Origin of the sequence: Streptomyces sp. NPDC088147, assembly GCF_044741565.1 — a bacterium.
Taxonomy (GTDB): Bacteria; Actinomycetota; Actinomycetes; order Streptomycetales; family Streptomycetaceae; genus Streptomyces.
This window is the reverse complement of sequence record NZ_JBIUSY010000002.1, coordinates 1,061,491-1,080,878: the sequence shown is the minus strand read 5'-3', so window position 1 is coordinate 1,080,878 and position 19,388 is coordinate 1,061,491. Positions and strand designations below refer to the sequence as shown.

Genomic DNA, 19,388 nt, shown 5'->3' with positions numbered 1-19,388 from the left:
CGACCGTGGGATCGTCCCGTTTCCGCGTGCGGACGCAAGGGGCACACGGGGAACGGTCGGCGAGGAACGGGCTCAGACCGGCTGCGCGTCCTGCCGCTTCTGCGACTCCTCGTCCAACGGCGGCGCCGACGCGGGTACGGACGGGGGTACGGACGACACCTTGGGCCGCGTAGTGGTGAGGCCGGGCGCCGCGAGACCGGGTGCGCCGGGCTCGGGTGCGCCGGGCTCGGGTGCGCCGGGCTCGGTGGCGTCAGGGGCGTCAGGGGCGTCAGCCGTGGTGGCCGCACCGGTGGGGCCGGTGGTGGCGGCGACAGCGGGCTGGTCGGCAGGAGGCGACGGGGCCGCCTGCACGGCTCCCGAGACCGCCTGCACGGCCTGTACCGCCTCGGCCGGTGTGGCGCGTTCGAGGAAGCGGAGCAGTTCGACGGGGAAGGGCAGCACGAGTGTCGAGTTCTTCTCGGCGGCGACCGCCACGACCGTCTGCAACAGCCGCAGCTGAAGCGCGGCCGGCTGGCCGGACATCTCCTTGGCCGCCTCGGCGAGCTTCTTCGACGCCTGGAGCTCCGCGTCCGCGTTGATCACCCGGGCGCGGCGTTCCCGGTCGGCCTCCGCCTGGCGCGCCATCGACCGCTTCATGGTCTCCGGCAGAGACACGTCCTTGATCTCGACGCGGTCGATCTGCACGCCCCAGCCGATCGCCGGGCTGTCGATCATCAGCTCCAGGCCCTGGTTGAGCTTCTCCCGGTTGGAGAGCAGATCGTCCAGATCACTCTTGCCGATGATCGACCGCAGAGACGTCTGCGCCATCTGCGACACCGCGAAGCGGTAGTCCTCGACCCGGACCAGCGCCTCCGCCGCGTCGACCACCTTGAAATAGATCACGGCGTCCACGCGCACGGTCACGTTGTCCCGTGTGATGCCGTCCTGGGCCGGTACGGGCATCGTCACGATCTGCATATTGACTTTGTGCAGCTTGTCCACGAACGGAAGGATCGTCGTGAATCCGGGTCCGCGGATTCCTTCCTGCAGCCTGCCGAGGCGGAAGACCACGCCCCGTTCGTACTGCCTGACGACCCGCGCGGCCGCCATCGCGTACAGCCCGCACGCGCATACCGCCGCTATGACAGCAATGACCAGTTCCTCGACCATCTTGGGCCCCCTGACGACGCCGGACCGAGGTGCTAATAACTACGGTATGCCTTGTATGACCGGCGGTCGAGAAGCGCGCGGCGGGGAAATTACCGAGCCGTAGACATGGGCGCGCACAGCCCGGCCATAGCCCGGCCGGCCGCGCATCTGGTGCCGCCATCTCAGGGATCCGGCAGTGTGACCAGCAGACTCACCCGCACCGCCAGCCACACCGGCACCCACCCCCACACCGGCGCTGGCCCCCTCACCCCCACCCCCACCGCCTCGCCATCGGCACCGGACCGGCACCGCCACCGGCACCGGCACCCGTGGCCGAGTACTCCGCAGAGACGAGGACCCGCTCATGTCCGTGACCCATCACCGGCGCCTCGGCATCGCTGCCGGGGCCGCGTTCCTGACCGTCACCGTCGCGGGCTGCTCCGGCCTCGGCCGGAACGCGGTGGGGACCGTCGCGTACGACACCCCACGCGGTCGGCACGTCCAGGTCTCCAACCCCCTGGTCACGGGCTGCCACCGACTCGCTCCCGGCGGTGCCGTCGCGCTCACGAACCGCACCCTGGTCGACTTCGTGATGTACGGGACGCCCGACTGCACGGGCAAGGGCACGACGTATATCGCCACCACGCTGTCCGATGTGATCGCCCCCGGCGAAGGGCCGTGGCGCAGCTACACCATCGTGCACTGACCCGGCGCGGATTCCGCCCGCCACCCCTCCCCCACAGCGGGTCAAAAGCCACAAACCCGGGTAGGGGGGACTAGGGGGACAAGGGAGGTGCAGGAGTCATGCGCACCGGAAATGAGCCGGTCACCGCACGCAGTCCGCTGCGCATGCGGTTCTGGCTGAGCGTATGGGGTCTGATCTGGACCGCGTTCGGTACGGCGGCGTTCGCGATCACCGGGCACTTCGGGTGGGCACTCGCCTGCGGCGTGCTGATGCTGATCGTCGCCACGGATCTGGTCCTGGTCGTGCGGCACCGCCGGCAGGGGTCGCGCTATCAGCCCGGGAGGGACGTCCCGCCGTACGAACCGGGGACCCATGGCTCGGATCCGGACCGCGAGCGGAGTCTCGACCATGATCTCGGCAGCCGTGTCCGCGAGTGGATGCGCGAGCCGGACCCGGCGCAGCGCGGTGGCCGTATCCGGCATCGCAGCGTGCACGGACATCACCCATGACCGGCCCCGCATAAGCGGCCGGGCCGTGTACGGGTCGACCGGCTCCGTACGGTTGACCGCCGCACACGCCGTACACGCCGCACATGCCGTATACGGGTTGGCCGGTCCGTACGGTCGGTCAGTCGCCCGCGCGCGGGTCCGCGTCGAACTGGGCCGCCTTCACGTACTCCGGCTTGGGATCCAGCGCCGCCGCCAGCCTGAAGTGGCGTTTCGCCTGCTCGGGCCTGCCTGAGCGCTCATAGGTGCGGGCCAGCGCGAAATGGGCGAACGCGTTGTCGGGCTCCCGCTCCAGCACCAGCTCGAATTCCAGCTCGGCGGGCCGCAATTGGGCGGCGGCGAAGAACGCGCGGGCGCGCAGCAGCCGGGCCGCGGTGTTCTCCGGATGCGCCGCGATCACCGAATCGAGCAGCTTCACGGCCCCGCGCGGATCCCGCGCGGCCAGGAGTTGCTCAGCCGCGCGGTAGTCGATGACGTGGGTTTCCGGACTCTCGGACACGGTCGCATCCTTCCCTAGCTGCGCGCGTTCAACGCCGCGTATGACGACGCTATTCCTCACATCCGCCCGCGCCGGCCGTCAGCGCCCGGCCGCGGCGCGGTCCTCCAATGCCTGCCATACCCGCCTGACCTGCGGTTCCAGCTCCTCCAGCGGACCGTCGTTGTCGATCACGACATCCGCTGCGGCGCGGCGGCGCTCGCGGCCGGCCTGGGCCTCCATCCGCTTACGGGCCTCGGATTCGGCCATCCCGCGCAGCCGTACGAGCCGGTCGAGCTGGGTCTCGGGCGAGGCGTCCACGACGACCACCAGGTCGTACAGCGCCTCCATGCCGTTCTCGACGAGCAGCGGCACATCGTGCACCACGATCGAGTCCGGTCCCGCCGCCGTCTCCAGTTCGGCCGAGCGTGCACGGACCAACGGGTGCACGATCGCGTTCAGTGCCCGCAGCCGGTCCGGATCGCCGAAGACGATCGCGCCCAGTTTCGGCCGGTCGAGAGCGCCGTCCGGAGTCAGTACCCCCGGCCCGAATTCGGCCACCACGGCCGCCAGACCGGGCGTCCCCGGCTCCACCACCTCACGGGCTATCCGGTCGGAGTCGATCAGCACCGCTCCGTAACTGGTCAGCAGACGCGAGACCTCGCTCTTGCCCGAACCGATTCCGCCCGTGAGTCCCAACCTCAGCATGCGGTCAGCCTAGACGGGCCGAGGCAGACCCGGACAACGGGTCGGGCCTGTAACGCCGGGCGGGCCTGGACGCCCCTGTACGCGGGTCGCCCCTGTACGCCGGGCGGGCCTGGGCGGGCGCGCCCGAACAGCGGGACGGACCCGGATAGGACGCGCCGGGACAGCGCCGGGACAGCGCCGGAGCGGCGACAGGGCCGGAGCAACGTCAACAGCGAGCGGCCGTACGGCTCCCGAGGGAGTTCCGTACGGCCGCCGTGCCCCCGACTCCGGCCGGCCGAGCATCCGGCCGGGTCCCGGTTACGCGCCGCCCTCGCCTTCCCGCTCCGCGAGGAACTTCTCGAACTCGCGGCCGATCTCATCGGCTGACGGCAGTTCCGCCGGCTCGGCGACCAGATTGCCGCGGCTCTCCGCGCCCGCGATCGCGTCGTACTGGTGCTCAAGCCCCTGCACCATCGTGACCAGTTCCTCGTCTCCCTCGCCCAGTTGACGCTCGATCTCGGTCTGGGTGCGCTGCGCCTCCGTACGGAGCGAGTGCGCGACGCTCGGCAGCACCAGGCCGGTCGCGGCCGTGATCGCCTCCAGAGCGGTCAGCGCCGCGTCGGGGTACGACGATCGGGCGACATAGTGCGGTACGTGCGCGGCGACCCCGAGCACATCGTGGTCCGCCTGCATCAGCCGGTACTCGACCAACGACTCGGCGCTGCCCGGTACCTGCGCCTCGTCGAAGGGGCTGCGGTGGCCGGGCATGAGGTCGGTGCGGTTGCCGTGCGGGGTCACACCCACGGGGCGGGTGTGGGGAACTCCCATCGGGATGCCGTGGAAGTTGACCGAAAGGCGTACCCCCAGCCGCTCCACGATCTGCCGTACGGCCGTCGCGAAGCGCTCCCATTCCACATCCGGCTCAGGGCCGGACAGCAGCAGGAACGGCGCACCGGTGGCGTCCTGTACGAGCCGTACGTCGAGTGTCGGCGTCTCGTAGTCGGCCCAGCGGTCGCGCCGGAAGGTCAGCAGCGGGCGCCGTGCGCGGTAGTCGACCAGCCTGTCGTGATCGAATCGGGCCACCACCTGGTGGGGCAGCGATTCCAGCAGGTTCTCGACGATCTGGTCGCCGGTCTCCCCCGCGTCGATGTAGCCGTCGAAGTGGTACAGCATGACCAAGCCCGCCGACTCCTGCGCCAGTGCCATGTCGACGACGGCGAGGCCCTTGGGCTCCCATTCGTACAAACCCTGCGGATCAAGCACGATTACCGCTCCTCCTCGTGTTCGTAACGAAGAACGCCCCACAGGGCGCGGGCATTCCCCGCGCCACGTGGGACTAACCCCGCGAGCGCCACCGAACAGCACGCGAGGGCGGGCGAGATCAGGTGTCGGCCGTGCCGGTATTGGTCCAGACCTTGACATGCCCAGGACGCGTCCCTACCGTCACGGAGCAATGGGCGCGTTCACGAACACGACCATCGTCCATATAAGGGAACGGTCCTTCACCACTCGGACCTCGAAGATCTCGACGGACCTCCACGCACCTCCCCGCGTCTGGACGCATCTCTACGCACGTCTACGCACCTCCTCGGACTTCAAACGGACCTCAACGGACCCCAACGGGAAGGCCCCCCATGCGCATCCGCACGCTGCTTCCTGCTCTGCTGACTCCTCTGCTCGCCACCGGCGCGCTGTCCCTGCTCGTCGCCCCGACCGCCGGAGCCGCCCCTGCCGGAGCCGCCCCTGCCGGAGCCACCGGTGCCGCCGCGGTCATCCAGGTCTCGACCGCCGCCCAGCTCAAGTCGGCCCTCACCGCGGCGCGTCCCGGCGATACGATCCAGCTCGCCGACGGCACGTACAAGGGGAACTTCAAGGCGACGACGCCCGGCACAACCGGCTCCCGCATCACCCTCACCGGTTCGTCCGCCGCGATCCTCACCACGGGCGGCGGGGGTTACGGCCTGCACTTGAACGGGGCCGCGTACTGGACCGTCAAGGGCCTCACCGTCACCGACGCCCAGAAGGGCATCGTGGCGGACGGGGCCAACGGGGTCGTCATCGACTCCGTGACCGTGCACAACCTGGACATGGAGGGCGTGCACTTCCGCCAGTCCAGCAGCGACGGCGTCCTGCGGAACTCGCGGATCTACGACACCGGCAACGACGGCCGCGGCATGGGCGAGGGCGTGTACGTCGGCAGCGCCAACACGCTGTCCGACCGCAGCGACAACGCGCAGATCCTCAACAACACCATCGGTCCGGACGTCGGCGGCGAGAACATCGACATCAAGGAAGGCACCACCGGCGCGCGCATCATCGGCAACACGTTCGACGGCGGCGGCCTCACCGGAGCCAACTACGACGACTCCTGGGTGGACGTCAAGGGCAACAACGTCCTCGTCGAGGGCAACACCGGCAAGAACACCACCAACAACGGCTACGAGACCCACACCCAGCAGAGCGGCTGGGGCTGCGGCACGGTCTTCCGCTCCAACACCTCGGATCTGCGCGGCTCCACGGGCGCCAACCAGCTCGCCGTCAACGTCACCAACAACAGTTCGAGCTGCCGTACCACCGTCTACGCCAGCAACACCGTGACCGGCGGCAAGGGCCTGACGAACGTCACCGTCACCCCCTGACCCACCGCCCCACCGCCCCACCGGCCCCGGCCTCGGTGACGGCACCGGCACCGGCACCGGCACCGGTCCACGCACGCGTAAGGCCCGCTCCCCCGAGGGGGAACGGGCCTTACGTTCAGCTACCTACGAACAGGAGACCGGAGCGTCAGCTCTGGCCACCGGCCAGCTTCTCGCGAAGGGCGGCCAGCGCCTCGTCCGACGCCAGGGCGCCGGAGTTGTCCGCGGACTCCGAGGAGTACGAGCCACCACCGGAGGCGGCCGGAGCGCTGCCCCCGCCGGCGGGCGCGGCAGCACCCTCGGCAGCGGCGGCCTCGTCGGCCTCGCGGGACTTGATGACCTGGGCCTGGTGCTGCTCGAAGCGCTGCTGCGCCTCGGCGTACTGGCCCTCCCACGCCTCGCGCTGGGTCTCGAAGCCCTCGAGCCAGTCGTTGGTCTCGGGGTCGAAGCCCTCGGGGTAGATGTAGTTGCCCTGGTCGTCGTAGGACGCGGCCATGCCGTAGAGCGTCGGGTCGAACTCGACCGAGGCCGGGTCGCTGCCGAAGGACTCGTTGGCCTGCTTCAGCGAGAGGCTGATGCGGCGGCGCTCCAGGTCGATGTCGATGACCTTGACGAAGATCTCGTCGTTGACCTGGACGACCTGCTCCGGGATCTCCACGTGGCGCTCGGCCAGCTCGGAGATGTGCACCAGACCCTCGATGCCCTCGTCGACACGGACGAACGCGCCGAACGGAACGAGCTTGGTGACCTTGCCCGGGACGACCTGACCGATCTGGTGCGTCCTGGCGAACTGCTGCCACGGGTCTTCCTGCGTCGCCTTGAGCGACAGGGAGACACGCTCGCGGTCCATGTCCACGTCGAGAACCTCGACGGTGACTTCCTGGCCGACCTCGACAACCTCGGAGGGGTGGTCGATGTGCTTCCAGGACAGCTCGGAGACGTGCACGAGACCGTCGACGCCGCCGAGGTCCACGAACGCACCGAAGTTGACGATCGAGGAAACGACGCCGGAGCGGACCTGGCCCTTCTGCAGGGTCGTGAGGAAGGTCTGGCGGACCTCGCTCTGGGTCTGCTCCAGCCAGGCACGGCGGGACAGAACCACGTTGTTGCGGTTCTTGTCCAGCTCGATGATCTTGGCTTCGAGCTCCTTGCCCACGTAGGGCTGGAGGTCACGGACGCGGCGCATCTCGACGAGGGAGGCAGGCAGGAAGCCACGGAGGCCGATGTCGAGGATGAGACCACCCTTGACCACCTCGATGACGGTGCCGGTGACGATGCCGTCCTCTTCCTTGATCTTCTCGATCGTGCCCCAGGCGCGCTCGTACTGCGCACGCTTCTTGGACAGGATGAGACGGCCTTCCTTGTCCTCCTTCTGGAGAACCAGGGCCTCGATCTCATCGCCCACGGCGACGACCTCATTGGGGTCGACGTCGTGCTTGATCGAAAGCTCGCGAGAGGGGATGACGCCTTCGGTCTTGTAACCGATGTCGAGCAGGACCTCGTCCCGGTCGACCTTCACGATGACGCCGTCGACGATGTCGCCGTCGTTGAAGTACTTGATCGTCTCGTCGATCGCGGCGAGGAAGGCTTCCTCGTTACCGATGTCGTTGACCGCAACCTGCGGGGTGGTGGCGGTGGTCTCGGTGCTGCTCGTCATGTGGGAAAGGGCTCCGGTGCGGACAGTGAGTCGTAGGTACTGCTACGCCGAGAGCCTGTATCGCCTCTGCAGAAGCCGGACAGCCAAGGAAGCGCCGGCCCCGGACAATAGGGAAAGCGCCTCGACAACCGAGGGAACTTACATACAGATGCGAGCGCGGCTGCTACGTCTGAGGCGCGCAAGCCCGCAGCGCAACCTTTAGCATACGGGGGCAGCCGGGCACGGTCAATGCGCGAAGGCCCCCACCCGGGGCGGAACCTCTCATACCCGGCACAACCAGCGTTCCATGAGGCCAGAACGGCCCCATGACGACTCCTCGCAGACTACGACGACGGACACGATGATCCAAGAGCACGAAGCCGAAACCGCTCCCGAAACCGCTTGCGGGACCGCTCCGGAGACCACCCCTGAGACCACCCCGCGGACCGTTCTCGACGCCCCGCCCGGCGAGCCCGGGGAGCGGCCCGGCGACGAGACCGGAACGGAGCCCGAGGCGACACGCCGCGACAGCGGTGCCACGGAGAGCAGCCGGGCCAACCGCGGCTGGTGGGACCGGAACGCGGACGACTACCAGATCGAGCACGGCACCTTCCTCGGGGACGACCGTTTCGTCTGGTGTCCGGAGGGGCTCGACGAGGTGGAGGCGGGCCTGCTGGGTCCCCAGGAGTCCCTGCGCGGGCTGGACATCCTGGAGATCGGGGCGGGCGCGGCGCAGTGCTCGCGCTGGCTGGCGGCGCAGGGCGCGCACCCGGTGGCGCTGGATCTCTCCCACCGCCAGCTCCAGCACGCGCTGCGGATCGGCGAAGGCCGTTCGCTGAGCTTCCCGCTGGTGGAGGCGGACGCGGGCACGCTGCCCTTCCGGGACGGCTCCTTCGATCTGGCCTGCTCCGCCTATGGCGCGATCCCCTTCGTCGCGGATCCGGTGGGGGTGTTCCGCGAGGTACGGCGGGTGCTGCGGCCGGGCGGTCGCTGGGTCTTCTCCGTCACGCACCCGGTCCGCTGGGCGTTTCCCGACGAGCCGGGGCCCGAGGGTCTGTCGGTCGCGGCCTCGTACTTCGACCGCACGCCTTACGTGGAACAGGACGAGGAGGGGCGCGCGGTCTACGTGGAGCACCACAGGACGGTCGGTGACCGGGTGCGGGACGTGGTCGCGGCCGGATTCCGGCTGATCGATCTGGTCGAGCCGGAGTGGCCGGCCTGGAACACCCAGGAGTGGGGCGGCTGGTCCCCGCTGCGGGGGAACCTGATCCCGGGTACGGCGATCTTCGTATGCGAACGGGACTGATCCCCGTACGGGACTGATCCACGCACGGGACTGATCCGCTCGGGCGCTGATCCACGCACGCACGGGGTCGTCCGCGCCCACGGCCCCGTACGACACTGTGCGGGTGATCCGCGACGACATCCTCGGCAGTTTGCCCGTCCACACCGCCGTCCCCGCCCTGGAACGGGCCCTCGACGGACACGGCTGCGCGGTGCTGTGCGCGCCGCCGGGGACGGGCAAGACGACGCTGGTGCCGCTGGTGCTGGCCGGGCTGCTCGGGGACGGCTCCGGGGCGCGGCCGGTACGGCGGGTGATCGTCGCCGAGCCGCGCCGGATCGCCGCGCGTGCGGCGGCCCGCCGGATGGCCTGGTTGCTCGGGGAGCGGGTCGGGGAGCGCGTCGGTTTCACGGTGCGCGGGGAGCGCGCGGTGGGGCGCGCGACGGTGGTGGAGGTGGTGACCACCGGCGTGCTGCTCCAGCGGCTCCAGCGCGACCAGGAACTGGCCGGGGTCGATGTGGTGATCCTCGACGAGTGCCACGAACGGCACCTGGACGCGGACACGGTGGCGGCCTTCCTGCTGGACGTACGGGCCGCGCTGCGGCCCGAGCTGCGGCTCGTCGCGGCGTCGGCGACGACCGACGCGGCCGGGTGGGCGCGGCTGCTGGGTGACGCGCCGGTGGTGGAGGCGCGGGGCGTGTCGTACCCGGTGGAGGTGGTCTGGGCGCCGCCGGTCAAGCCCGTACGGCCGCCGCACGGGATGCGGGTCGATCCGGCGCTGCTCACGCATGTGGCGTCGGTGGTGCGGCGGGCGCTGGCCGAGCGGGACGGCGACGTGCTCTGCTTCCTGCCCGGCGTGGGGGAGATCGGCCGGGTCGCGGGGCTGCTGGGGGATGCCGGGGCCGAGGTCCTCCAGGTGCACGGCCGGGCGCCGGCCGCCGTGCAGGACGCGGTCCTGGCCGGCTCTTCGGGCTCTTCGGGCTCTTCGGGCTCATCGGGCTCATCGGGCTCTTCAGGACCGGCGGGATCTACGGGCTCCGAGGGCTCCTCGGGCGGCCGTCGCGTCGTACTGGCCACGGCGGTGGCCGAGTCGAGCCTGACGGTGCCGGGCGTACGGATCGTCGTGGACGCGGGGCTGGCGCGCGAGCCCCGTACCGACCACGCGCGCGGGCTGAGCGCGCTCACGACCGTACGGGTGTCGCAGGCGGGTGCGCGGCAGCGGGCGGGACGGGCCGGGCGGGAGGCGCCCGGCGTGGTCTACCGGTGCTGGACGGAGGCCGAGGACAGCCGGCTGGCCCGCTTCCCCTCCCCCGAGATCAAGGTCGCGGATCTGGCGGCGTTCGCGCTCCAGGCCGCGTGCTGGGGCGACCCGTCCGCGGCGGGCCTTGCGCTGCTGGACCCACCGCCGGCCGGGGCGCTGGCGGCGGCGCGGTCCGTGCTGGCCGCGATCGGCGCCGTGGAACCGGTGGAAGCGGTGGCGGTGGAAGCGGAGGGGGACACGGACAGGGACAGGGGCGCGGGCGGGGGCGGGCGGGTCACGGAGCGGGGCGTACGGATGGCCAGGCTCGGGCTGCACCCCCGGCTCGCCCGCGCGCTGCTGGACGGCGCGCCCGAGGTGGGGACGCGGCGGGCGGCCGAGGTGGTGGCCCTGCTGAGCGAGGAGCCGCCGCGGTCGTACGGGGACGATCTGGCGGCGGTGTGGCGTACGGCCCGCCGGGGCGAGGACGGCTACGCGGCGCGCTGGCGCCAGGAGGTACGGCGGCTGGAGCGGGCTCCGGAGCTGGCCTCGTCCACCGGAAGCAAGGGTTCCGTGGCTTCCGGCTCCACGTCCGGCTCCGGCTCGGGATCCCAGTCCGGCTCCGCATCCGGGTCCAGGGCCAGGTCCGGGTCCACTGCCAGGTCCGGCTCCGGGTCCACGTCCACGTCCGGGGCCGGGTCGGATGACGCCGTGGCCGGGCTGATCGCCGCGCTCGCCTTTCCCGAGCGCGTGGCGCGGGCCCGCGGTGAGGGCGCCTGTCTCATGGTGTCCGGCACGGGCGGTGAGCTGGGCGAGGGCTCCCGGCTGCGCGGCGCGCCCTGGCTGGCGGTGGCGGTCGCGGACCGTCCCGCCTCGGCCGCCTCCGCGCGGGTACGGCTCGCCGCGGTCATCGACGAGGACACCGCGCGGGCCGCGGCCGGCCGGCTGCTGGTGGCGGGCGAGGAGGTGCGCTGGGAGGACGGCGATGTCGTCGCCCGGGAGGTGGAGCGGCTCGGCGCGGTCGAGCTGTCCGTACGTGCCCTGCGGGCACCGGACGGCCCGCTGGTGCGTGCGGCGCTGCTGGACGGGCTGCGCCGCGAGGGGCTCGGGCTGCTGCGCTGGACACGCGACGCGCAGGGGCTGCGCGACCGGCTGGACTTCCTGCACCGCGAGGTGGGCGGCGGCTGGCCCGATGTCTCGGACGCCGCTCTGCTGGCACGCGCGGACGACTGGCTGGAACCGGAACTCTCCAGGGCCCGGCGCCGGCCGGACCTCGGACGGCTGGACGCGGGACAGGCGCTGCGCAGGCTGCTGCCCTGGACGACGGGTGAGGCGGCGCGGCTGGACGAGCTGGCGCCGGAGCGCATCGAGGTGCCGAGCGGGTCGCGGGTCCGGGTGGAGTACGGCGGGCCGCAGCCCGTACTGGCCGTGAAGCTCCAGGAGTTGTTCGGTCTGCGCGAGACCCCGGAGGTCGCGGGGGTGCCGGTGCTGGTGCACCTGCTGTCCCCGGCGGGCCGGCCGGCGGCGGTGACGGCGGATCTGGCGTCTTTCTGGCGCGAGGGCTATCGCGCGGTACGGGCGGAGCTGCGGGGCCGCTACCCGCGCCATCCGTGGCCGGAGGACCCCTCGACGGCGGTGCCCACGCGCCGTCTGAACCAGCGGCGCTGAGCGCGGACACACGCCGCCGCCCTCCGGCGGATCGCGCGGAGGGCGGCGGCGTTCAGGGCCTCTGGATCAGAGGGACGTTCAGAGGGACGTACTCAGGACCCGCGGGGTCGCGACCCCGCGGAGTTACGCGGCCGGCGGAGCGGTGACCTTCAGCTCGACGGTCAGCGTGGCACCGCCCTCGGTCTCGATACGGAGCAGGAACGTGCCTGCCGTGTCGTCCGCGTAGATCTTCGGGAGCTGGAGGGTGCCGTCGGCGTCGGTCTTCAGGTCCTTCAGCTCACGGAGCGGATTGCCGTCCGCGTCCTTGAAGTAGGGCCCGTCGGTGCGCGGGGCGGAGCCGTCCGCGGACGTGATCATGGTGGCGGTCGCCGCGACACCCGGCGCGACCGCTCCCTTGTAGGTGGCCTTGACCGACACCTGGCCCGCGAACTCCGCGCCGGCCTCGGCCGTCAGCTCCTTGTCGCCGGTCGTGGTGAGTCCGTCCGCCTGACGGGCCGTCACCGACGCGGTGTACTCGACGCCCGCGACATTCTTCACGTCCACGGCGGCCCGGATCGTGAACTCGCCGGTCCGCTCGCCCGCCTGGACGGCAGGGGCGGTCGCCGTGCCGTCCTCGCCGGTGGTGCGGGTCAGCACGGACTTGCCGGAGGTGAAGCGGGCGTCCGTGTCGCCGACGATCTCGAAGCGCACCAGGACGTCCTCGACGGGCTTGCCCGCCGCGTCCACGGCGCGTACCGAAGCCCGCTCCGTGAACTCGCTGCCCGCCATGGCCGTATGCGTGCCCGTACCCGTCTTCTCGATCCGCTTGACGACGGGCTTCGGGGCGGGGGTGCCGGGGTCGCCCGTGGGGGGAGGGGTCGAGCCTCCGCCGCCCGGCGTGGACGGCTCCTCCGGGCCGCCGGACCCGGGAGCGGACGGCTCGGTGCCGGGGTCGGACGGCTTCGGGGGCTTGGGGCCGGGCTTCGACGACGGGGGCGGGGTCGGGGTCGGGCTCGGTGAGGGGCCCGGGTCGGCGGGGCCGGTGCCGGCGGGCAGCACGCCCGTCCCGTCCGGGACCTCGTGCGTGCCCTTGTTGTAGTACTCGAACCAGGTCAGGACGGTGTTCAGATACTCCTGCGAGCGGTTGTAACTGAGGATCGCCTGACGGAGATCGGCGTCGAGGGACAGATCGCGGTCCGCGTGGCAGAGGTACTCCCCCGCCGCGAGCGCCGCGTCGTAGATGTTGTTCGGGTCCTTGCGTCCGTCGCCGTTGGCGTCCTGGCCCCAGGTCGCCCAGGTGGACGGGATGAACTGCATCGGGCCGACCGCGCGGTCGTGCGTGGAGTCGCCGTCGTACGCGCCGTCGTCGGTGTCGGAGATGTTCGCGAAGCCGATGCCGTTGAGGACCGGGCCGAGGATCGGCGACAGCGTGGTGCCGTCGGCGTCCACCCGGCCGCCGCGCGCCTGACCGGACTCGACCTTCCCGATGGCGGCGAGCAGCTGCCACGGCAGGTTGCAGCCGGGCTTGGTCTCGGCGAGGGCCTGCTCCGCCTGCTTGTACGCGGCCAGCACCGAGGCCGGTATGCCCGCTTCCGCCGGGCCGGTGCCGATGGTCGGCAGGTCGACCGACGTGTCGGGCTTGTCGGGCGTGGTGAGCGGCGGAAGCTCCGTGTAGTACGGGGAGTTACCGGTGGCCGACGATTCGGCGGGCGGGTTCGCGTCGGCGGCCGCCTGGGCGCCGCCCGCGCTTGAGGGAATGGCGCCCGGTGCCTGGGAAGCGGAGAGGGCCGCGATGGCGGCGGCGGCCACCGCGGTGGTGGTCGCTCCTCTGCGCAAGCGCCTGCCGAATAGCGCGGACATATGTCTGGCCCCTCCCGGTGGACGGCTGTTCGCGCTCCCCGCGCGAGGACTCAGGCGACCCTATGTCAACTCCTCGCCCCAGCACACCGGCCAGTGACCGCTTTTCACCAGTTCGCCACCTGTGAGTCGGCCAGTTGTCCGAAGTACCTCCCCAAAGGGCACCTCGGACAACTTTCTCCGGGCATCGCGACCCCGGCACTCCCCTTCAGTGCGCCGCCCAGTGCCCCGCCACTCCGTGCGCGCCACCCTTCAGCGCGCCGGCCGCTCAGTGCGCCAGTCGCTCAGCACGCCGGTCGCTCAGTGCGCCGCCGACTCCCAGTCCCTGCCCACGCCCACCGACACATCCAGCGGTGCGCGCAGTTCGACCGCCGTCGACATCTCGCGGCGCAGCAGCTCCTCCACCCTCTCGCGCTCGCCGGGCGCGATCTCCAGGACGATTTCGTCATGGACCTGGAGCAGCATCCGGGAGGTCAGACCCGCCTCGGCCATCGCGCGGTCGACGTTGAGCATGGCGACCTTGACGATGTCCGCGGCGGTGCCCTGGATCGGGGCGTTGAGCGCCATCCGCTCGGCCATCTCCCTGCGCTGCCTGTTGTCGCTGTTGAGGTCCGGGAGGTAGCGGCGGCGGCCGAGCATCGTCTCCGTATAGCCGGTGGCCCTGGCCTCCACGACGGCACGTTGCAGATAGTCCCGTACGCCCCCGAAGCGCTCGAAGAACGTGTCCATCAGGGCGCGCGCCTCGGCCGCCTCGATGCTCAGCTGCTGCGAGAGCCCGAACGCCGAGAGTCCGTAGGCCAGTCCGTACGACATCGCCTTGATCTTGCGGCGCATCTCGGGGTCGACCGCGGACTTCTCCACCCCGAACACCTGGGAGGCGACCGTCGTGTGCAGGTCCTCGCCCGAGGTGAACGCCTCGATCAGCCCGGCGTCCTCGGAGAGGTGGGCCATCACGCGCAGTTCGATCTGGCTGTAGTCGGCCGTCATCAGCGACTCGTAGCCCTCGCCGACGACGAAGCCGCGGCGGATCGCCCGGCCCTCGTCGGTGCGGACCGGGATGTTCTGGAGATTGGGGTCGGTGGAGGAGAGCCGGCCGGTAGCCGCCACCGTCTGGTTGAAGGTCGTGTGGATCCGGCCGTCGGCCGCGATCGACTTGATCAGGCCCTCGACCGTGACCCGCAGCTTCGCCTGCTCGCGGTGACGCAGCATGATGACCGGCAGTTCGTGCTCGGTCTGGGCGGCCAGCCAGGCGAGCGCGTCGGCGTCCGTCGTATAACCGGTCTTGGTCTTCTTCGTCTTGGGCAGGCCCAGCTCACCGAAGAGGACTTCCTGGAGCTGCTTGGGCGAGCCGAGGTTGAACTCATGGCCGACGGCGGCGTGCGCCTCCTTCACGGCCTGCTGCACGGCGCCCGCGAACTGCTGCTCCATGGCTTCCAGATGGGCGCGGTCGGCGGCGATGCCGTGCCGCTCCAGCCGGGCGAGCAGCTCGGACGTGGGCAGCTCCACGTCCAGGAGCAGTCCGGTGGCACCGACCTCGCCCAGCCGCTCGGTGAAGGCGTCGCCCAGATCGAGGATGGCGCGGGCCTGGGCCATCAGCGCCTCGGCCTCGGCCTGCTCGTCCGCCCCGAAGGCCAGTTGTCCGTCGGCCGTGGCGGGGGCCAGCTCCCGGCCCAGGTATTCGATGGCGAGGGCGTCCAGGGCGAAGGAGCGGCGGCCGGGCTTGACCAGATAGGCGGCCAGGGCGGTGTCCATCGTGACGCCGCCGACCTGCCAGCCGTGCTCGGGGGCGACGCGCATCGCGCCCTTCGCGTTGTGCATGACCTTGGGCCGGGTCTCGTCGGCGAGCCAGGCCGCGAAGGCCCGCTCGTCCGCCTCATCCAGCTGCGTCGGGTCGAACCAGGCCGCGGCCCCCTCGGCCGCGGCGAGCGCGACCTCGCTGACGCTGCCCGTGCCCAGCGACCAGGTGTCGGCCGTGGCGACCCCGAGCGGCCGCGCACCGTGCTCCGCGAGCCAGGGCGCCAGCTCGCCGGAGGCCAGCACCGAGCCGTCCAGCTCCACCCCGGCGGCGGGTGCCGGGGCCTCGTCCTCGACGGCGCCGGGATCCACCGCGAGCAGCCGCTCGCGCAGGCTGGGGTTACGGATCTCCAGCACCTCCAGCACGCCGATCAGGGCCGTACGGTCGTACGGGGCGCGCTCCAGCTCCTGCGGCGTCTTGGGCAGCTCGACATCGCACGACAGCTCGGTGAGCCTGCGGTTGAGCTTGACCGACTCCAGATGGTCCCGGAAGTTCTGCCCGGCCTTGCCCTTCACCTCGTCGGCGCGCGCGACCAGTTCGTCGAACGAGCCGAACTGGTTGATCCACTTCGCGGCGGTCTTCTCACCGACCCCCGGGATACCGGGGAGGTTGTCGGACGGGTCGCCGCGCAGGGCCGCGAAGTCCGGGTACTGCGACGGCGTCAGTCCGTACTTCTCCTGGACCTTCTCCGGGGTGAAGCGGGTCAGCTCGGAGACGCCCTTGGTGGGGTACAGCACGGTCGTGTGCTCGCTGATCAGCTGGAACGAGTCCCGGTCACCGGTGACGATCAGCACCTCGAAGCCCGCCGCCTCGGCCTGGCGGGCGAGCGTCGCGATGACGTCGTCCGCCTCGAACCCCTCGATCGCGAACCGGTCCGCGTGCATCGCGTCCAGCAGCTCGCCGATCAGCTCGACCTGCCCCTTGAACTCGTCGGGCGTCTTGGAGCGGTTGGCCTTGTACTCCGGGAACTCCTCGGAGCGCCAGGTCTTGCGGGACACGTCGAAAGCGACGGCGAAATGCGTGGGCGACTCATCACGCAGCGTGTTCGCCAGCATCGACGCGAAGCCGTAGATGGCGTTCGTCGGCTGGCCGGTCGCGGTCGTGAAATTCTCCGCGGGCAGCGCGAAGAACGCCCGGTACGCCAGGGAGTGCCCGTCCATGAGGAGCAGGCGTGGACGGTTGTCTGCGGTCTTCTTCGATGCTGTCTCAGCCACGCACCCGATCCTGCCACGTCGCACTGACAATCCCGGCCGCCCGGACGCCCCGCCCCGGCCGCCCCCGGCCGGCGCACCCGCCCCGCCCAGGCCGCGCGCCCGCCCCCGTCCCGGCCACGCACCCGCTCGGATCCCGGCCACGCGCCCGCCCCGCCACGGCCGCCCGGACGCCCCGGCCCGGCCCCGTACCCGCCTCACCCCTTCCCCATCCGTCCTCCATCCGTGACGAGCCCGACATGGGCCGGACGTATCGTGGCCACAGACGCGTGAGAGGATTGTCTACTGTAGACAATCGGATTCAGCCTCACTGAGCTCAAGGAGAGCGTGATGGCCAGCAAGCCGCCGGCAGGTGATCCGGTACAGGATTCGCCGCAGGTCAAGGCCCCCAAGCACGCCGCTGCGGGAATCCCCGCGGTCGCGCATTCCCTGCTCATCTCGCACCAGCAGATGGGCGCACGCCGGACCGCGCGGACGCTGCTGAAGGTCAACCAGAAGAACGGTTTCGACTGTCCGGGCTGCGCCTGGCCCGAGGGCGACCACCGGCACACCGCGGAGTTCTGCGAGAACGGCGCCAAGGCCGTCGCGGAAGAGGCGACCGTACGCAGGGTCACGCCGGAGTTCTTCGCCGAGCACCCGGTCTCCGACCTCTTCGAGCGAAGCGGCTACTGGCTCGGCCAGCAGGGCCGGATCACCCACCCGATGTATCTGCCCGAGGGCGCCGACCAGTACGAACCCATCAGCTGGGAGCGGGCCTTCGCGATCATCGCCGAGGAGCTGAACGCCCTCGGATCACCCGACGAGGCCTGCTTCTACACCTCGGGGCGCACCAGCAACGAGGCCGCGTTCCTCCTCCAGCTCTTCGCGCGCGAGTTCGGCACGAACAACCTGCCGGACTGCTCGAACATGTGCCACGAGTCCTCCGGCTCCGCCCTCGTCGAGACCATCGGCATCGGCAAGGGCAGCGTCTCCCTGGAGGACATGCACAAGGCCGACCTGATCATCGTCGCGGGCCAGAACCCGGGGACGAACCACCCCCGTATGCTCTCCGCGCTGGAGAAGGCCAAGGCCGCGGGCGCGAAGATCATCTCGGTGAACCCGCTGCCCGAGGCCGGTCTTGAGCGGTTCAAGAACCCGCAGACCCCGCTCGGCATGGTCAGGGGCGCCGCCCTCACCGATCTCTTCCTCCAGATCCGCATCGGCGGCGACCAGGCGCTGTTCCGGCTGCTCAACAGACTCGTCCTGGAGACCCCGGGCGCCGTCGACGACGCGTTCATCGAGGAACACACCCACGGGTACGAGGAGTTCAGGGCCGCCGCGCTCGCCGCCGACTGGGACGAGACCCTCGTCGCCACCGGCCTCCAGCGCGCCGAGATAGAGGCAGCCGCCGAGATGGCCCTCGCCTCGAAGCGCACCATCGTCTGCTGGGCGATGGGTCTGACCCAGCACAAGCACTCCGTGCCGACCATCCGCGAAGTCGTCAACTTCCTGCTGCTGCGCGGCAACATCGGCCGCCCCGGCGCCGGCGTCTGCCCGGTGCGCGGACACTCCAATGTGCAGGGCGACCGCACGATGGGCATCTTCGAGCGGCCGAGCCCGGCCTTCCTGGACGCCCTGGACCGGGAGTTCTCCATCACCTCGCCCCGCCACCACGGCTATGACGTGGTGCGCTCGATCGAGGCGATGCGCGACGGGGACGCCAAGGTGTTCTTCGCCATGGGCGGCAACTTCGTCGGAGCGACGCCCGACACCGAGGTCACCGAGGCCGCGATGCGCAACACCCGGCTGACGGTGCACGTGTCCACCAAGCTCAACCGCTCGCACGTGGTGACCGGCGTACGCGCGCTGATCCTGCCCACCCTCGGCCGCACCGACAAGGACATCCAGGCCGGCGTCAAGCAGATCGTCACCGTCGAGGACTCCATGGGCATGGTCCACGCCTCGCGTGGCAACCTGCCGCCCGCCAGCCCCCATCTGCTCTCCGAGCCCGCCATCATCACCAACATGGCGCGCGCCGTCCTCGGCCCGTCCTCGATCACGCCCTGGGAGGACTTCGAGAAGGACTACGCGCACATCCGCGACCGGATCGCGCGCGTCATCCCCGGCTTCGAGGACTTCAACGCGCGGGTCGCCCGTCCCGGCGGCTTCGAACTGCCGCACGCGCCGCGCGACGAGCGCCGCTTCCCCACCGCCACCGGCAAGGCCAACTTCACCGCCGCGCCCGTGGAGTACCCCAGGCTGCCCGAGGGCCGGCTGCTGCTCCAGACGATGCGCTCGCACGACCAGTACAACACCACCATCTACGGGCTGGACGACCGCTACCGCGGCATCAAGGGCGGTCGCCGCATCGTCATGGTCAACCCCGACGACGCGCGCGAACTCGGCCTCGTCGACGGCGCGTTCACCGACATCGTCAGCGAGTGGAAGGACGGCGTGGAGCGCCGGGCCCCAGGCTTCCGGGTGGTGCACTACCCGACCGCCCGAGGCTGCGCCGCCGCCTACTACCCGGAGACGAATGTGCTGGTGCCGCTCGACGCCACGGCCGACACGAGCAACACCCCGACGAGCAAGTCCGTCGTGGTGCGCTTCGAGTAGCCGTGCGCTCC

General features: G+C 71.1%; 12 protein-coding genes and 1 pseudogene. 6 read left to right on the top strand and 7 right to left on the bottom strand.

Features of this window, described 5'->3' with window-relative positions; translation table 11 throughout:
* Positions 1 to 72: 72 nt before the first annotated feature.
* Positions 73 to 1,149, bottom strand: coding sequence for a slipin family protein (locus tag ACIOGX_RS10005; protein WP_401911774.1), 1,077 nt, complete (start codon positions 1,147 to 1,149; stop codon positions 73 to 75).
* 343 nt (positions 1,150 to 1,492) lie between these two features.
* On the opposite strand from ACIOGX_RS10005, the gene ACIOGX_RS10000 reads away from it, so the two are divergent.
* Both ACIOGX_RS10000 and ACIOGX_RS09995 read left to right on the top strand, forming a co-directional pair.
* On the top strand, positions 1,493 to 1,834 hold the full coding sequence (locus ACIOGX_RS10000) for a hypothetical protein (RefSeq protein WP_356507422.1): 342 nt from the start codon (positions 1,493 to 1,495) through the stop codon (positions 1,832 to 1,834).
* A 98-nt stretch (positions 1,835 to 1,932) separates the two neighbouring features.
* Positions 1,933 to 2,178, top strand: a pseudogene (locus tag ACIOGX_RS09995) (DUF6343 family protein); the annotation flags it as partial.
* Between the two features lie 262 nt (positions 2,179 to 2,440).
* Here the strand turns inward: ACIOGX_RS09995 and ACIOGX_RS09990 are convergent.
* The 3 genes from ACIOGX_RS09990 to ACIOGX_RS09980 form a co-directional block, all read right to left on the bottom strand.
* Entirely contained in the window at positions 2,441 to 2,818 is a 378-nt protein-coding gene (locus ACIOGX_RS09990) for a tetratricopeptide repeat protein (RefSeq protein WP_129769532.1), read from the bottom strand.
* Positions 2,819 to 2,896: 78 nt separating this feature from the next.
* The gene (gene coaE, locus ACIOGX_RS09985) at positions 2,897 to 3,502 is read right to left on the bottom strand and encodes a dephospho-CoA kinase (protein WP_401911771.1); all 606 of its coding nucleotides are present in this window, start codon (positions 3,500 to 3,502) and stop codon (positions 2,897 to 2,899) included.
* Positions 3,503 to 3,799: 297 nt separating this feature from the next.
* Complete coding sequence (locus ACIOGX_RS09980; protein WP_129769528.1) at positions 3,800 to 4,744, bottom strand: PAC2 family protein; 945 nt, start codon at positions 4,742 to 4,744, stop codon at positions 3,800 to 3,802.
* Between the two features lie 371 nt (positions 4,745 to 5,115).
* Here ACIOGX_RS09980 and ACIOGX_RS09975 point away from each other — a divergent pair, with 371 nt between their 5' ends.
* On the top strand, positions 5,116 to 6,120 hold the full coding sequence (locus ACIOGX_RS09975; protein ID WP_356507420.1) for a sheath polysaccharide-degrading enzyme: 1,005 nt from the start codon (positions 5,116 to 5,118) through the stop codon (positions 6,118 to 6,120).
* A gap of 145 nt (positions 6,121 to 6,265) precedes the next feature.
* Here ACIOGX_RS09975 and rpsA read toward each other — a convergent pair whose 3' ends face one another.
* Complete coding sequence (gene rpsA, locus ACIOGX_RS09970; RefSeq protein ID WP_030353622.1) at positions 6,266 to 7,774, bottom strand: 30S ribosomal protein S1; 1,509 nt, start codon at positions 7,772 to 7,774, stop codon at positions 6,266 to 6,268.
* Between the two features lie 340 nt (positions 7,775 to 8,114).
* Here rpsA and ACIOGX_RS09965 point away from each other — a divergent pair, with 340 nt between their 5' ends.
* Positions 8,115 to 9,059, top strand: a complete 945-nt coding sequence (locus ACIOGX_RS09965; protein ID WP_401911769.1) for a class I SAM-dependent methyltransferase — start codon at positions 8,115 to 8,117, stop codon at positions 9,057 to 9,059.
* A gap of 103 nt (positions 9,060 to 9,162) precedes the next feature.
* Positions 9,163 to 11,940 carry an ATP-dependent RNA helicase gene (locus tag ACIOGX_RS09960; RefSeq protein ID WP_401911766.1) on the top strand — a complete coding sequence of 926 codons (2,778 nt, stop codon included), beginning with the start codon at positions 9,163 to 9,165 and terminating at the stop codon, positions 11,938 to 11,940.
* Positions 11,941 to 12,063: 123 nt separating this feature from the next.
* On the opposite strand, the gene ACIOGX_RS09955 is transcribed toward ACIOGX_RS09960, so the two are convergent.
* Both ACIOGX_RS09955 and polA read right to left on the bottom strand, forming a co-directional pair.
* Positions 12,064 to 13,779, bottom strand: coding sequence for a lytic murein transglycosylase (locus ACIOGX_RS09955; protein WP_401911764.1), 1,716 nt, complete (start codon positions 13,777 to 13,779; stop codon positions 12,064 to 12,066).
* A gap of 297 nt (positions 13,780 to 14,076) precedes the next feature.
* Positions 14,077 to 16,785 carry a DNA polymerase I gene (gene polA, locus ACIOGX_RS09950; protein ID WP_401911761.1) on the bottom strand — a complete coding sequence of 903 codons (2,709 nt, stop codon included), beginning with the start codon at positions 16,783 to 16,785 and terminating at the stop codon, positions 14,077 to 14,079.
* A gap of 327 nt (positions 16,786 to 17,112) precedes the next feature.
* On the opposite strand from polA, the gene ACIOGX_RS09945 reads away from it, so the two are divergent.
* On the top strand, positions 17,113 to 19,377 hold the full coding sequence (locus tag ACIOGX_RS09945) for an FdhF/YdeP family oxidoreductase (RefSeq protein ID WP_383967421.1): 2,265 nt from the start codon (positions 17,113 to 17,115) through the stop codon (positions 19,375 to 19,377).
* Positions 19,378 to 19,388: the final 11 nt, after the last annotated feature.